The following is a 13,266-nucleotide window of genomic DNA, read 5'->3' on the forward strand; positions in this document are numbered from 1 at the left end:
CTGCCATCTGCGATCTATACGTCATCGTCTTCCGGGCTAGACTCCCGCACATGGACGTGTTGAGCGACGTGGTCGCCTCCATGCGCATGGGCGTGCCGCGGTCGGCGCGGGTCGAGTGGCCGGTTCCCTGGGGGCAGCGGTTCCCGTCCGCGCCGGGCTCGGCGGGGTTCCAGGTGGTGTTGCGGGGGTCGTGCTGGGCGATCCCGCCGGAGGGTGAGCCCGTACCGGTCGGGGCGGGCGACGTGCTGTTCTTCCCCCATGGGCACGGCTACGCGCTGGCCGACTCGCCCGCCACGCCGGTCGCGGAGTCCGACTGCGACCCGTACGCGCCGGCCGAGTTGTTCTCCTCGGCCTCCGCGCCGGGCGACGGTCCCGTCACCGTGACGCTCTGCGGCGGCTACCGGCTGGACTCCAGCCGGGTGCATCCGTTGCTCAAGGGGCTCCCCGAGATGATCCACCTGCCCGCCGGGCTGGGGCGCGACACAGAGTTGCGCGCCGCCGTCGAGCTGCTCGGCAAGGAGGTCGAGCGCCGCCGGCCGGGTGCGGACCTGGTGGTGCCGGCGCTGCTGGACACCCTGTTGTTGTACATCCTGCGTGCCTGGTTCGACGTGTCGGCGGAGCACTGCGAGGGCACCGGCTGGGCCGCCGCGCTGGCCGACCCCGCTGTCAGCGTCGCGCTCGACGTCATCCACCGCGATCCGGCCCAACCGTGGACGGTCGAGTCGCTCGGCCGGCGCGCCGGTCTGTCCCGCGCGGCGTTCTCCCGCCGGTTCACGCAGTTCGTCGGGCAGCCGCCGCTGACGTACCTGACCTGGTGGCGGTTGAGCACGGCCGCGCGCATGTTGCGCGACTCCGACGCCGCGCTGAGCACGATCGCCGGCTCGGTCGGCTACGGCTCGGAGTTCGCCTTCGCCAACGCCTTCAAACGCGCGTACGGCGTGGCCCCCGGCAAATACCGCCGCCTCGACCTGAGTTGCTGATATCTCAACTGGCTCCTACTGTTGTCCCAGTTGTCCGCTCAGCCAAGGAGATCTCGGTGCCTCCCAGAACCACGACCACCGCACTCGTCATCGGCGACATCCAGCGCGGCATCACGAGCGGCTACGCGTTCGCCAGGCAGGTCGTGCCGCCGCTCACCGAGCTGCTCCCGCGTGCCCGCGCCGCCGGCGTTCTCGTGGTGTTCGTGCACTTCGCCTTCCGTGACAACGGCGCCGACGTGCCGCCGGACAGCGCGCTGTTGAAGGGCTTCTTCGAGGCGGGGGACACCTTCCACGAGAGTTCGCCCGCGACCGAGGTCGACCTGCCGGTCGCCGCCGAGGACGTCGTCGTGCTGAAGCGCCGCGCGAGTGCGTTCGCCGGTACGGACCTCGACCTCGTCCTGCGTGCGCACGGTGTCGGCACCGTGGCGGTCGCGGGCGTGGCGACCAGCGCGATGGTGGCCGCGACGTGCTACGACGCGGCGGACCGCGGCTACCAGGTGACCGTGCTGCGTGACGGTTGCGCCGACGCCGATCAGGCGATGAACGACTTCTTCATGGACGCGGTCTTCCCGAGCCGGGGCTTCGACGTGGTGTCCTGCGCCGACAGCCGGCTCGGCGAGCCGAACTGACCTCTCCGGCATCGACGTCATCGCCGCGGACCATCGGGCGGAGCCGGCCGCGCGCCTCCAGAAGCTCGGCGCGCGGCCCGTCGAGGTGGGTCCCGACCACGGCATCGGGGTCAGACCCCTGCGGCGATCTTGAGGAGCAGCACGCCGCCGATGATCGCCGCGAACGAGGCGAGCTTGGCAAGGGTGATCTTCTCCTTGTAGATGAGGGCGCCGAGGACGACCGTGCCGATCGACCCGATGCCGGTCCAGATCGTGTAGCCGACGCCGACGTCGAGGGTCTTGAGCGCCAGGCTGAGGGTGAAGATGCCGCCGGCGGCCATGAGCAGGGTGAAGACGGAGGGCCACAACCGGGTGAACCCCTGGGTGGCGTTGGTGCCGAGCGCGAAGCCGATCTCGAAGACGATCGCGACGGAGAGATAGATCCAGGCCATGATGACGATTCCTTGGTGAGAGCCGAGGGGTGGGCGGGTCAGGCGGTGGCGGAACGGTCGGACAGCTTGAGTCCGAGGACACCGCCGATGATCAGGACGAAGGCCAGCGCCTTCCAGAGGGTGAGCTCCTCACCGAAGATCGCGGCGCCGAGCAGTACGGTGCCGACCGAGCCGATGCCCGTCCAGACGGTGTAGCCGACGCCGACGTCGAGGGTCTTCAGCGCCAGGCTCAGGAAGAAGATCCCGCCGGCCGCCGCTCCGGCGGTCAGCAGGGACGGCCCCAACTGGGTGAAGCCCTCGGTGGCGTTGGTGGCCAGCGCGAAGACGACTTCGAAGACGGCCGCGACGAGCAGATATATCCAGGCCATGTGAGGCTCCTCTATTTGCATGTATATGCAAGTGTTTTGGCGACAGGGAGAAGCTTGCATGTACATGTATGCTCTTGTCAATCCCGCGTCTGCGAGACCGGGTCATCATTGGAAGGAGAGGGGTTCCCATGCCTTCGACGGCTTCCGTCCCGTCCTCGGCGCCCTCGGCGCTCTCCGGCTCGTGGAACGACGTCCTGCTGCTGCACGCCCGCGTTGAGAACGCCCTCGCCACCGCACTCCAGCGGCGGCACGGCATCGGCCTGTCGGAGTACCGGGCGCTCGGCCACCTGGCCGCCTCCCCCGCCGGCGAGCTGCGCATGCAGGAACTGGCCGACAAGATCGGGCTCAACCAGAGCTCCGTGACCCGGCTGGTGAGCCGGTTGAACGCGGCGGGCTACACGTACCGGGATCTGTGCCCCGACGACAAGCGCGGCGTCTACACCGTCGTCACCGAGCCGGGCCGGGCGCGCCACGCCGAGGCGTACGTCACCTACGAGGCGACGCTCAGGAGCGCGCTGGAGGAGGCCGGCCAGGCCGCCCCCCGGCTCGCCGCCGCTCTTTCGGCACTGGGCCTGATCGACGGCTGAGCCGGGGGCGAGGCCCGGTCCCCGTCAGGACCGCAGGAACTCGGCGATCGGCCCGGCCTGCCCGAAGATGGCGTGACCGACCTCGGGCAGCAGCTGCACGGTCGCACGCGGGACACACTCGCGTACGCGCCGCGCGGTCTGGCGGGAGTCGAACATGGCGTCCCGGCCGCCGACGACGACGAGCACCGGCATGGACAGGCCGCGCAACGCCTGGTCGGGGAAGACCGGCAACTTCTCCCTGCGCGGGTTGAAGTGCGTGAACGTCAGGACGACGTCGTCGAGCGCCTGGCGGTCCCGCTCCCCGTCCAGTCCCGCGACGGCCATCGCCGACTCGCGCAGCCCGTCGCGCCGGAACGGGCGGGCCAGCAGGGTCTTGAAGATCCAGCCGACCTTCTGGCGTCCCACGCCGCCGGGGCACATCAGGGCCAGGCGGGTCACCCGCTCCGGACGGCGGACGGCGTGATCCAGGGCCGTCCAGCCGCCCAGGGACGTGCCGACGAACGCCGCGCCGGCGATCCCGAGCCCGTCCAGCACGTCGTCCAGCCAGAGCGACACCGCGCCGGAGTCCAGGGCGGGACGCGAGGGCGCACTCAGCCCCGGCTCGCCGACGAGGTCGACGGCGTACGTGCGGAAGTGCTCGGACCAGGTGGGGACGTCTCCTCGCCACATCGACGCGTTCGCGCCCGAGCCGTGCAGCAGCACCAGGGGCGGGGCGTCCCGGGGGCCGGAGACCAGGACGAAGGTCTCGCCCTCGCGCGTCGGCACCCGTACGTGCTCGGCGGGCACCGGCCAGGCGTCCAGCAGCCGCCGGTAGTGGTCGAGGAGTTCGCGCCCACCGGCCTCGGACTTGTAGATCATGGTCATGACAGCTGCACCGCCAGCCGCGCGTCGAGCGCGTCGAGATCCGGAACGAACCACGGGACGACCGTCCGGGCCGTCACCTGGACGCCAGTGAAACGTTTGTCACCGTGTCAAGGTCAAGCGGGTCAGAGGACGGTGTCAGCGCTCGTCGCGCAGGCCGAGGACGTAGGTCGCGGTGAGGGCGACGGCACGGTCGTCGTCGTGGGCCAGGTCCGCGAGGGCTCGGGAGGCGGTCGGGCCCGGAATGTCCGCGAGGGCCTGGGCCAGCCGCCGGCGGGCGGCCGGACCGGCGGCGCCGGGGGCCAGGCGGCCGACGAGCCCGGCGGCGATCCGGTCGGCCGACCCGGCCTGGCTCGCCAGCGCGCTCAGGGCGTCGGCCGCGTCGACGTCGTTCGTCCCCTCGACGACCATGTCGATGAGCGTCGGGACCGCGTCGGTCACGCCACGTGCCCCGAGCGCCAGGGCGGCGTACCTGCGGACCACGACGTCGGGGCCGGCGAGGGCGTCCCGCAGCAGCGCGGTGGCCTCGCCGGCCGGGATCTCGGCGATGGACTGCACGGCACGTTTGCGCACGTCGGCCGCCGGTGAGCCGAGGCCGCGCGCCAGCAGCGCCAGGCCGTCGTCGCCCGAGCGCGCCAGAGCCCATCGAAGGGCTCCGGCGACGTGCGGGTCCGTCTCGCTCAGCGCGGCCTCGACCAGCGCTTCCACCGGAACGGAGACGTCCCCGGCCGAGGACAGGGCCGCGCGCTGGCGCCTGCCGGCACTCTTGGCCCCCAGCGCCTGGAGGAGCGCGACGACCTGGAGGACGTCCTCCCATCCGGCGGGTTCGGCGGCGTCGATGCGGCGCAGCCGGGTGAGCAGCTCGGTCTCGGCCGCGATGCGTTCCCGCGTCTGGCGGATGAGGTCGTCGACCAGCTCCGAGGGCGTGAAGTCGGGGTCGTCGAGCGCCCGCTTGACCTCGCGCAGCGACAACCCCAGCGACCGCAGGCTCTCGATGTGGAAGATCCGCCTGATGTCGTCGCCGGAGTACTCGCGGTAGCCGGCGTGGCTGCGGCCCGTCGGGCGTACCAGGCCGAGGGAGTCGTAGTGGCGGAGCATGCGGGCGCTGACCCCGGACCGCCGGGCGACGTCACCGATCAACACTGCTCATCACTCCTCCTTGCCGGTGCCGCCGAGGGCCACGACGCGCTTCGCCTCCTCGATCGCGAACTCGAATCCGGCGTCCGGGTCGCGCGACAGCCGTTCCGTGGCGATCGCGTGGCCGCGGACGCGAGGGTCGGCAGCCGTCATGGCGTCGTCCAGGATCGGTGTGATCACCTTACCGAGCGCGACCAGCGCGCGGCTGAGGCTCAGCTGTGTCTCGCGTTCGCCGCGCCCGAGCTGCGTCGCCAGCACCGCGGCCAGCTCGGGCTCCGCGCCCTCGGGCACCAGTACGACCGCCGCCCGCCAGGCGCTGCGCGCGACCTCGTCGTCGGCGTCGGTCAGCAGCGCGCGGGTGATCGCCGGCCACGCCTGCCGGTCCCCGATCTTGGACAGCGTGTGCAACGCCTGGCTCCGCGCCTGCGCGCGCTCGGAACGCAGTTCGCCGACGAGCCTCGGGACCGTCAGCGGGGCCGGGTGGCGGGTGAGCGCCCAGGTCAGCGTCTCGCGTACCTGGAAGTCGGGCTCGATCGCGCTGCGCTCGACGAGTTTGTCCACGAACCTCGGGTCCGGGGTCGTGCCGACGGCCATCGCCGCCCGCAGCCGTACCGACGAGCTGCCGTCCTCCAGCGCCTGGAACGCGCCAACCGTGTCCGTGTCCTTATTCTGCCTGGTCATCGGGACCACCTCCTTGGCGACAGTGAAGACCTTGTCACTGTGTCAAGGTCAAGCGAGGTGGTACGCGTTCGCCTATTGTTGGATGCCGATCGAACTCTAAGGGAGCTGAACATGCGGACTGTGCGGATCGACGCGTTCGGGGATCCCGGCGTGCTCACCGTTGCCGAGGCGCCGGCGCCGCGCGCCCTGGACGGCGAGGTGCTGGTACGGGTCGTCGCCTCGGCCGTGAACCCCGTTGACGACAAGACCCGTGAGGGGGCCATCGGAGAGGGCACGCCGCCCCTGCCGATGACCTTGGGATGGGAGCTGGCGGGCATCGTCGTGGACAGCCCGGCCGGTGGGTTGTCCGTGGGCGAACGGGTCTACGGGATGTCCCACCAGCTCGCCACCGGGCGGGGAACCTGGGCCGACCTCGTGGCCATGCCGGTCGGCTCGCTCGCCGTCGCGCCTTCGACGATCAGCCTGCTGGAGGCCGCGACGCTGCCGTTGCCCGGGTTGACCGCCTTGCAGACGCTCGACTGGCTGGGCGTCCGCGCGGGTGAACGGCTGCTGGTGGCGGGCGCCGCCGGCGCGGTCGGGGGGCTGGCCGTACAGCTGGCCCGTGCGCGCGGCGCCCGGGTGGACGCGCTGGTCTCCGGACCGGCGCAGGTCGAGGTGGTCAGGGAGCTGGGGGCCGAGCTGGTCACGACGGACCCCGCCACGTTGCCGGCGGCCGCGTACGACGCCGTCTTCGACACCTTCGGCGCCTTCGTCACCGAGGCGGTCGCCGACGGGGGCCGCTACGCCTCCATCGCCACCCAGGCCGGGCCGGTGCCGGACCTGTCTCACCGGGCGATCCGTACGACGGTCAACCAGGTGCGCGAGGACGGTCCGGGGCTCGCCGAGCTGGCCAAGGCGGTGGACGCGGGCCAGGTGAAGGCACGGATCGAAGCCCAGTACGCCCTTCAGGACGTACGGGCCGCGCACGAGCGTTTCCGCCGCGGCCGGTTGACCGGCAAGATCGCCCTCGCCTTCTGAGGACGTACGTCGGGTCGCAGCGGTCAGATCGTCCGGCGTAGCACGGTCTCCACGGCGTCGATCAGCGGATCGCCCGCGGTTCGCGGGTGCCGGGCGAGGCCGAGCTCGACGTCCGGCAGGGTGGGCAGGGCGTCGGTGTCGTGGCAGGCCATGACCGGGTCGAGGTTCTCCGGCATGAGCGCCGCGACGCCGAGCCCGGCCCGTACCGCGGCCAGCACGCCGACCAAGCTGTTGCTCTCGAACGCCACCCGCCGGCGCCGGCCGGCCCGCTCCAGCGTCTCCAGCACCGACGTACGCCAGGAGCACGCGCCGGTGAACAGCACCACCGGCAGCGGGTCGGCGGCCGGGTCCACCCCCTGGCCGACCGCCCAGACCAGCGGCCGGCGTACGGTCCAGCGCGGCGCCCCGGGGATGTGCGGCACCTCGTCGAGCACGAGCTGCACGCGGCCCGCGTCGTAGGCCTCCCGGATCGCGACGTCGGAGAGGCTGAGCACCTCCAGCGTCACGTCCGGGTGCAGCCGGGCGAGGTCGGCGAGCGCCTGCGGGAGCTGCGACGCGACGAGGTCCTCCAGCAGCCCGACGCCGCAGTGGCCGGTGAGGGCGCGCCCGGTCGCCGCGAGCGCCTGCGCCGACAGCGAGAGGATGCGCTCGGCGTATGGCAGGAGCTCCTCACCCGCCCGCGTCAGCGAGACGCCGGACGGCGACCGGTGGAGGAGCGGGCGGCCGACGGCGCTTTCGAGTTTGCGCAACTGCTGGCTGAGCGCGGGCTGGGTGTGTCCCAGCGTGGCCGCGGCGCGGCTGATGCTGCCCGCCCGGACGGCGGTGACGAACGACCGCAACAACGCGGTCTCGAGATCCCTGGCCATAAGCACCAATTATGTCTCCTCCAACGAATTAACCACTTCCTATGGCTTGAGCGGTGTTCTAACGTCGCGCAGGTGACTGGATACCGACAGGTGCTCGCCGTACCGGGGATGGCGTCGCTGCTGGGCGTCTCGCTGCTCGCCCGTGTGGCGATCAGCGCCGACGTGATGGCGCTGACGATGTACGTCGTGCTCGGCCTGCAGATGAACTACGCGGCGGCGGGCGGTGTCGCGGCGGCCCTGACCGCCGGGACGGCGCTGGGCGGGCCGCTGCTCGGCCGCGTGATCGACGCGCGGGGGCTGCGTACCGTGTTGCTGGCGACGGTCGCGGTGCAGATCGTGTTCTGGCTGAGCGTGCCGGTCATGCCGTACGGGGTCCTGCTGGGCGCCGCCTTCGTGGCGGGTCTGCTGATGGTGCCGGCCGCGTCGGTGACCAGGCAGGCGATCGCCGCGATGACGACGGAGGGACAGCGCCGGGCCGCGTTCGCGCTGGAGTCGGTGCAGGGCGAGCTGTCGTACATGGTGGGGCCGGCGGTGGTGATCCTCGGCGCGGCGAAGATGTCGCCGGAGGTGGTGGCGTGGGGCGTGGGCGCCGCGATCACGCTCGGTGGCGTCGGCATCGCCTGGCTCAAACCGCCGCTGCGTGCCGCGCACGAGGCGGAGTCCGGCGCGGCCGTACGTCCCTCACGCCGGGAGTGGCTGGGCGCCCGCATGATCGCCGTACTGACGATGTTGTTCGGCACGACGATGCTGCTCAGCGGTGTCGACCTCGCCATCGTCGCCACGCTCGAAGAGGCGGGTCAGGTGTCGTGGGCCGCCCTGGTCATGACCGTGTTCGGCGCGGCCTCCGTCGCCGGCGGCCTGGTCTACGGCGCGCTCCCCCGATCGCTGCCCACATGGCTGCTGCTCGGCCTGCTCGCGCTCGTGACGGCTCCGGCCGGGTTCGCCCACGATTGGCCCTGGTTGTGCGTGGCCGTCGTCGGCGTCGGGCTGCTCACCGCGCCGACCCTCTCCACGGTGGCCGACGCGGTGAGCCGGTTGGCGCCGGCCGGCGTACGGGGTGAGGCGGCGGGGTTGCAGTCCTCGGCGGCCAGCGCGGGGTTCGCGCTCGGGTCGCCGGTCATCGGGGTGGCGATCGACGCCTCCATGCCTGGGGGCGGCTTCGCGGCGGCCGGGCTGGCCGGCCTCGCCGCGGCGCTGGTCGGCTCCCTGCTGTCCCGCTCGGTCTCGCCGCGACGGACGGGCACACCATCCGAAAGAGATCATGAACCATTCGAACATATGGTAAACAAAGGGAGTTAGAGTCCGTCCGAAATGCCAGCAGATTGAAGGATGCACGTGCTCAGGAAGACCTTCACGACCGCCGCGCTCACTCTCGTCGCCGCCACCTCGCTCGTGGCGATCCCGGCGGCAGCGAACGCGGAAGTCTACTGCGGCGCCGGATACAACGTCGTTCACCAGAGCGACATGCACAACTACACCAAGAGCTGGGGGACGGTATACCTGGCCTACAACAGCAGCACCGGCAAGAACTGCGTCACGGTCGTCAAGAGCAACTACGTCGGCACCGCCACCTGGACCAACGTCACCCTCACGGTCCAGGGCGGCAGCAGCTACGGCGTGAGCGAGACCGTGAAGTACTACGGCGGCCCGGTCTACGCCAGCGCCAGGGGCGCCTGCGTGAAGTACTCGGCCATCATCGAGGCCCCCAGCGGCGCCCGCGCCATCGGCGGCCGCTCCACGTGGGGCAACTGCGGCTGACCCGGAACGGCCGCCGAGCGGCTCCACGGTGACGAGTCGCCCCGCGGCTCGCTCGTCACCGTGGAGGATCAGGGTTCGTCGCGGGCGCCGAGGGTGCCGAAGGCCAGGATGCCGGTGCGGCGCAGGTGGTCGCGGGCGGCCGCGATGGCCTCCGGGGTGGTGGCGAAGACACGACCGGCCGCGTCGAGGCGGGCGATGACACCCAGGGCGTTCAGCGGCTGGTGGTGGCCGTCGCGGATGCCGGAGACGTACACGGTGATGCCGCGCCGCTCCAGACGGGTGATGGCGTCGCCCAGGACCAGCGCGCCGCTGGCGTCGATGGTGGTGACCCGCGACAGGCGCAGGATCACCACGGAGACGTCGGCGACTTCGGACAGCTCCAGCAGGAAACGGTGGGCGGCGGCGAAGAACAGCGGCCCGTCCAGCCGGTAGGCGACGATGTGCTCGGCCAGCAGCGCGCGTTCCTCGGTGTCGTGGTCGGCGGGCAGGTCCGCGTGCAGCGGTACGGCGTCCAGCCGCACGTTGCGCGCGATGGCGCGCAACGCCAGCGCACCGGCCACGACCAGGCCGATGATGACGGCGGCGACCAGGTCCAGGGCGAGGGTGGCGACCGCGGTCAGCGCCAGGACGAGCGCGTCGGCGCGGGTGGAGCGCAACATGGCCCGCACCGAGCCGACCTCCACCATCCGTACGGCGGTGGCCAGCAGCACCCCGGCCAGCGCGGCCAGGGGGATGCGGGCCACCAGACCGGCGGCGCTGAACACGATCACGCCGAGGACCGCGGCGTGGGCGAGCGCGGCCAGCCGGGACGCCGCGCCCGACCGCACGTTGACCGCGGTACGGGCGATCGCCCCGGTGGCCGGGACACCGCCGAACAGCGGCGCGACCAGGTTGGCCAGGCCCTGGCCGAACAGCTCCCGGTCCGGATCGTGTTTGTGGTTGACGCTCATGCCGTCGGCGACGGCGGCCGACAGCAGCGACTCCAGCGCGGCCAGCGCGGCGACGGCGACGGCCGGGGCGATCAGCGAGCCCAGCGCGCCCAGGTCAAGGAAGGCCAGGGAGGGAGCGCCCAGCCCGGTGGGCAGGGCGTCGATCCGGGTGAGCGGCAGGTCGGCCAGCTCGGCGACGAGGGTGGCGGCGGCCACGGCCAGCAGCGAGAACGGCACGCCGGGCCGCCGGCGGGCCCCGGCCAGCATCACCGCGGCCACCGCGCCGGCCACCACCGGCGCGGCCCAGCCGGGGTGGCCGGCGAAGGCGAGCACGGCCTTCCCCGCCACGACCAGCACCTTGTCCCCCTCCGGGGTGGGCACGCCGAGCGCGGCCGGGATCTGCTGCAAACCGATCACACACGCGATGCCCAGGGTGAACCCCTCCACCACCGGGGCCGGGACCAGCGCCATGTAGCGGCCCGCCCGCACGAACGCCAGGCCGAGCAGCAGCAGCCCCGCCAGCACGCCGACGGTGAGCACGCCGGAGGCGCCGTGGGCGTGCATGATCGGCACCAGCACCACGGTCATCGCCCCGGTCGGCCCCGACACCTGGAGGGCCGAGCCGCCGAAGACGGCCGCCAGGGCGCCGGCCACCACCGCGGTGGCCAGCCCGGCCTGGGCGCCCAGCCCCGAGGAGATGCCGAACCCGAGCGCCAGCGGCAGCGCCACGATCGCGACCGTCAACCCGGCCAGCAGGTCCCGGCGCGGATGGCGGCCCATCGCCGCCAGATCGGCGCGCGCGGGCAGGACCGAGCGCAGGCGGTCCCAGCCCGCCCCGAGCACGGAGTTCACCGGCCGCTTGCCTCTGCTTCGAGTAGTTCGTTGAGGAGGGCGTGGCGGCCTGAGAGCTTGGCGCCGAGGAGCTGGCGGGCCGCGCGCAGCAGTTCGGCGACGTCCCCGCCGGACAGCGCGTAGACCACGGTGGAGCCCTCGCGGCGGGCGGTGACGAGCTCCGAGCGCCGCAACACGGCCAGGTGCTGCGACAATCCGGTCGGCTCCACCTCGATCTCGTTCAGCAGCTCCCGCACCGGCTTCGGCCCGTCCTGCAGCAGCTCCAGCACCCGGATGCGCACCGGATGGCCCAGCAGCCGGAACAGCTCCGCCTTGGCCTCGTACAGCGGTACTGACATCACGCGCCCTCTTCCGGGGTGTCCGGACGGCCGGTCTCGATGTCCACTCCGTGGGCGTGGGCCAGCCGCCGCAGGTCCTCCCATTCGCCCTCGGCCAGCAGGGTCGCGTAGTGGTCGTCGTCACGGCGGGCGGCCTGCAATGCCTGCCAGGCGGCGTACGCCCGATCCCGGATCGTGGCAGCGAAAGCGGTGCTCACGCGGTACCCCCTTCGTGGTCGCCTTAGCAATTACGAATATTCGCAATTACGATACCGCAGAGCCACAGGGCCCCGTGAACGAGGTCACCCCGCGGAGTGCCCGAAGCCGTGCAACATGGCGGTGAGCCCGGTCTCGAAGTGGTCGCCGAGGGCGGTGAGGTCGGCGGCTTCGGCCAGCAGGTTGTAGTCGGGGCTGTCCGGACGCGGTCTGCGGCTGCGCCGTTCCGCGCCGAGCCTGGTCACGGCGATGGCCATGGCGTGGCCGACGGTGAACTCGCGCAGGCAGCGGGACACACGAAGCGCGTCCGCCGGGGGGATGCCCTCGGCGTGGAGTTTGGTGAGCATCCTGACGCCGGTGTCGATGGAGGCGGGCGAGCGTACCGGGCGGGTGGCGAACACCTGGACGGCGTGGGGGTGGCGCAACAGCGTGTCGCGCAGCCGCAGGCAGTATTGCCGGACCAGTTCCTGCCAGGGGCCGCCCCAGGGCAGGGTGTCGACGTCGATCTCGGTGAACAGCGCCTCGGCGACGCCGTCGAAGAGCGCTTCCTGGTCGTCGTAGTGGCGGTAGGCGGCCATCGGGTCGAAGCCGACCGCGGTGCCGAGCTTGCGCATGGAGAACTTGCGCAGGCCGTGCGCGTCGATGAGGGCGAGCGCGGCGGCGGCGAGGTATTCGCGGGTGAGCGTGGGCCGGGTGGGCGGCTCCGGCAGCCCGCGCGGCGGGCCGGCGTCGGCTGTCATGCTGCGAAGCCCTCCAGGATCGTGGTGAGTGTCTTGGCGAAGTCGTCCGGGTGCTGCATGAACGGGACGTGGCCGCCGGGGAACTCCTGGCAGGGTACGCCCAGACGCCGCGACAACACCTGCGACGGCGTGTGGTACGGCTTGCCGACGCTGTCGCGCCCGGCGGCCAGGCACCACGGCGCGGTGGCGGCGGCCAGCGCGGCCAGGTCGGGCTGGAAGTCGAAGCAGAAGGCGGGCAGCTCGCGGCGCAGCGTGAGCTCGGCGTTGCGGAGCTGGCGGGTCATCACGTCCGGTTCGCGCCGGGTGATCTTCCGGGCCAGGTCGCCGGCGGCGAGCATGAGGTGGGTCCCGGCGGCGATGACGGCCTGTCCGGCGGGTGACAGGAAGATCCGCGGCGGGTCGGGCAGCGTCATCGCGCCGAAGGCGGCGTAGGCGCGCATCACGTGGCCGTCGCGGGCGAGGCGGCCGATGTCGTCGAGCTCCCGGCGTTCGGCGGAGTCGGCGGGCAGGAGCTGGACCAGCGGCGGCTCGTGCACGACGGCGCCCAGCAGGCGGCCGGGATGCCGGGCGACCATCTCCAGGGCGATGATCGCGCCGCCGCTGTTACCGAAGACGTGGGCGCGGTCCAGGTCGTGGTGGCGCAGGACGGCGGCCGCGTCGTCGGCCTGGGTGGCGGGCGTGATCGAGGAGTCGGGGCGGGTGAACGGGCTGCGCGAGTTGCCGCGCCGGTCGTAGGTGATCACGGTGAACGTCCGCGCCAGCAGCGGGACCACGTCCGCGTACGCCCCGGCGTCGCCGCCGCCACCGGAGATCAGCAACAGCGGGGGGCCGTCACCGGCACGTTCGACGTGCAGGCGGGCCCCGGGGACTTCGACCGTGTCGTTCGCCATGATCGGC

General features: G+C 72.4%; 17 protein-coding genes. 6 read left to right on the forward strand and 11 right to left on the reverse strand.

Going from position 1 to position 13,266, the window contains the following annotated elements; genetic code table 11:
- Positions 1–50: 50 nt before the first annotated feature.
- Positions 51–980, forward strand: a complete 930-nt coding sequence (locus DMB42_RS49800; protein WP_125648375.1) for an AraC family transcriptional regulator — start codon at positions 51–53, stop codon at positions 978–980.
- A 56-nt stretch (positions 981–1,036) separates the two neighbouring features.
- The gene (locus DMB42_RS49805) at positions 1,037–1,609 is read left to right on the forward strand and encodes a cysteine hydrolase family protein (protein WP_125648378.1); all 573 of its coding nucleotides are present in this window, start codon (positions 1,037–1,039) and stop codon (positions 1,607–1,609) included.
- A 110-nt stretch (positions 1,610–1,719) separates the two neighbouring features.
- Here the strand turns inward: DMB42_RS49805 and DMB42_RS49810 are convergent, their stop codons facing one another.
- Together DMB42_RS49810 and DMB42_RS49815 are read right to left on the reverse strand one after the other, a co-directional pair.
- Positions 1,720–2,040, reverse strand: a complete 321-nt coding sequence (locus DMB42_RS49810; RefSeq protein ID WP_125648382.1) for a multidrug efflux SMR transporter — start codon at positions 2,038–2,040, stop codon at positions 1,720–1,722.
- Between the two features lie 38 nt (positions 2,041–2,078).
- The gene (locus DMB42_RS49815; RefSeq protein WP_125648385.1) at positions 2,079–2,408 is read right to left on the reverse strand and encodes a multidrug efflux SMR transporter; all 330 of its coding nucleotides are present in this window, start codon (positions 2,406–2,408) and stop codon (positions 2,079–2,081) included.
- 128 nt (positions 2,409–2,536) lie between these two features.
- Here DMB42_RS49815 and DMB42_RS49820 point away from each other — a divergent pair, with 128 nt between their 5' ends.
- Entirely contained in the window at positions 2,537–2,995 is a 459-nt protein-coding gene (locus DMB42_RS49820; RefSeq protein WP_125648388.1) for a MarR family winged helix-turn-helix transcriptional regulator, read from the forward strand.
- Positions 2,996–3,019: 24 nt separating this feature from the next.
- On the opposite strand, the gene DMB42_RS49825 is transcribed toward DMB42_RS49820, so the two are convergent.
- From DMB42_RS49825 to DMB42_RS49835, 3 genes are all read right to left on the reverse strand, one after another.
- The gene (locus tag DMB42_RS49825; RefSeq protein ID WP_125648391.1) at positions 3,020–3,859 is read right to left on the reverse strand and encodes an alpha/beta fold hydrolase; all 840 of its coding nucleotides are present in this window, start codon (positions 3,857–3,859) and stop codon (positions 3,020–3,022) included.
- A gap of 135 nt (positions 3,860–3,994) precedes the next feature.
- On the reverse strand, positions 3,995–4,999 hold the full coding sequence (locus tag DMB42_RS49830) for a HEAT repeat domain-containing protein (protein WP_125648394.1): 1,005 nt from the start codon (positions 4,997–4,999) through the stop codon (positions 3,995–3,997).
- Between the two features lie 6 nt (positions 5,000–5,005).
- Complete coding sequence (locus DMB42_RS49835) at positions 5,006–5,674, reverse strand: HEAT repeat domain-containing protein (protein WP_125648397.1); 669 nt, start codon at positions 5,672–5,674, stop codon at positions 5,006–5,008.
- A 111-nt stretch (positions 5,675–5,785) separates the two neighbouring features.
- On the opposite strand from DMB42_RS49835, the gene DMB42_RS49840 reads away from it, so the two are divergent.
- Entirely contained in the window at positions 5,786–6,691 is a 906-nt protein-coding gene (locus DMB42_RS49840) for an NADP-dependent oxidoreductase (RefSeq protein ID WP_125648400.1), read from the forward strand.
- Between the two features lie 23 nt (positions 6,692–6,714).
- Here DMB42_RS49840 and DMB42_RS49845 read toward each other — a convergent pair whose 3' ends face one another.
- Entirely contained in the window at positions 6,715–7,557 is an 843-nt protein-coding gene (locus DMB42_RS49845; protein WP_125648402.1) for a LysR family transcriptional regulator, read from the reverse strand.
- A 72-nt stretch (positions 7,558–7,629) separates the two neighbouring features.
- Here DMB42_RS49845 and DMB42_RS56215 point away from each other — a divergent pair, with 72 nt between their 5' ends.
- Entirely contained in the window at positions 7,630–8,856 is a 1,227-nt protein-coding gene (locus tag DMB42_RS56215; protein ID WP_125648405.1) for an MFS transporter, read from the forward strand.
- A gap of 36 nt (positions 8,857–8,892) precedes the next feature.
- Positions 8,893–9,315, forward strand: a complete 423-nt coding sequence (locus DMB42_RS49855; RefSeq protein ID WP_125648408.1) for a hypothetical protein — start codon at positions 8,893–8,895, stop codon at positions 9,313–9,315.
- Positions 9,316–9,383: 68 nt separating this feature from the next.
- On the opposite strand, the gene DMB42_RS49860 is transcribed toward DMB42_RS49855, so the two are convergent.
- The 5 genes from DMB42_RS49860 to DMB42_RS49880 all read right to left on the reverse strand — a co-directional run bounded on the left by DMB42_RS49860 (position 9,384) and on the right by DMB42_RS49880 (position 13,259).
- On the reverse strand, positions 9,384–11,024 hold the full coding sequence (locus tag DMB42_RS49860) for a SulP family inorganic anion transporter (RefSeq protein WP_125648564.1): 1,641 nt from the start codon (positions 11,022–11,024) through the stop codon (positions 9,384–9,386).
- 68 nt (positions 11,025–11,092) lie between these two features.
- Positions 11,093–11,434 (reverse strand): helix-turn-helix transcriptional regulator, encoded by a 342-nt coding sequence (locus DMB42_RS49865; protein WP_125648411.1) that lies wholly within the window; start codon positions 11,432–11,434, stop codon positions 11,093–11,095.
- A complete protein-coding gene (locus tag DMB42_RS49870) occupies positions 11,434–11,631 on the reverse strand; it encodes a hypothetical protein (RefSeq protein WP_125648414.1) in 198 nt (65 codons plus the stop codon). Before DMB42_RS49870 ends, DMB42_RS49865 begins: the two co-directional genes overlap by 1 nt.
- A gap of 84 nt (positions 11,632–11,715) precedes the next feature.
- Positions 11,716–12,369, reverse strand: a complete 654-nt coding sequence (locus DMB42_RS49875) for a TetR/AcrR family transcriptional regulator (RefSeq protein WP_125648416.1) — start codon at positions 12,367–12,369, stop codon at positions 11,716–11,718.
- Positions 12,366–13,259 (reverse strand): alpha/beta fold hydrolase, encoded by an 894-nt coding sequence (locus DMB42_RS49880; protein ID WP_125648419.1) that lies wholly within the window; start codon positions 13,257–13,259, stop codon positions 12,366–12,368. The genes DMB42_RS49875 and DMB42_RS49880 overlap by 4 nt, the downstream gene beginning before the upstream one ends.
- Between the last annotated feature and the right edge of the window lie 7 nt (positions 13,260–13,266).

The sequence above is a fragment of the Nonomuraea sp. WAC 01424 genome (genome assembly GCF_003947315.1).
GTDB lineage: Bacteria > Actinomycetota > Actinomycetes > Streptosporangiales > Streptosporangiaceae > Nonomuraea > Nonomuraea spiralis.

Coding starts and splice junctions, on each gene's coding strand:
- DMB42_RS49875 (WP_125648416.1), bottom strand. CDS start 12,369: ATGACAGCCGACGCCGGCCCGCCGCGCGGGCTGCCGGAGCCGCCCACC.
- DMB42_RS49845 (WP_125648402.1), bottom strand. CDS start 7,557: ATGGCCAGGGATCTCGAGACCGCGTTGTTGCGGTCGTTCGTCACCGCC.
- DMB42_RS49820 (WP_125648388.1), top strand. CDS start 2,537: ATGCCTTCGACGGCTTCCGTCCCGTCCTCGGCGCCCTCGGCGCTCTCC.
- DMB42_RS49840 (WP_125648400.1), top strand. CDS start 5,786: ATGCGGACTGTGCGGATCGACGCGTTCGGGGATCCCGGCGTGCTCACC.
- DMB42_RS49815 (WP_125648385.1), bottom strand. CDS start 2,408: ATGGCCTGGATATATCTGCTCGTCGCGGCCGTCTTCGAAGTCGTCTTC.
- DMB42_RS49835 (WP_125648397.1), bottom strand. CDS start 5,674: ATGACCAGGCAGAATAAGGACACGGACACGGTTGGCGCGTTCCAGGCG.
- DMB42_RS49825 (WP_125648391.1), bottom strand. CDS start 3,859: ATGACCATGATCTACAAGTCCGAGGCCGGTGGGCGCGAACTCCTCGAC.
- DMB42_RS49810 (WP_125648382.1), bottom strand. CDS start 2,040: ATGGCCTGGATCTATCTCTCCGTCGCGATCGTCTTCGAGATCGGCTTC.
- DMB42_RS49880 (WP_125648419.1), bottom strand. CDS start 13,259: ATGGCGAACGACACGGTCGAAGTCCCCGGGGCCCGCCTGCACGTCGAA.
- DMB42_RS49800 (WP_125648375.1), top strand. CDS start 51: ATGGACGTGTTGAGCGACGTGGTCGCCTCCATGCGCATGGGCGTGCCG.
- DMB42_RS49860 (WP_125648564.1), bottom strand. CDS start 11,024: ATGGGCCGCCATCCGCGCCGGGACCTGCTGGCCGGGTTGACGGTCGCG.
- DMB42_RS49865 (WP_125648411.1), bottom strand. CDS start 11,434: ATGTCAGTACCGCTGTACGAGGCCAAGGCGGAGCTGTTCCGGCTGCTG.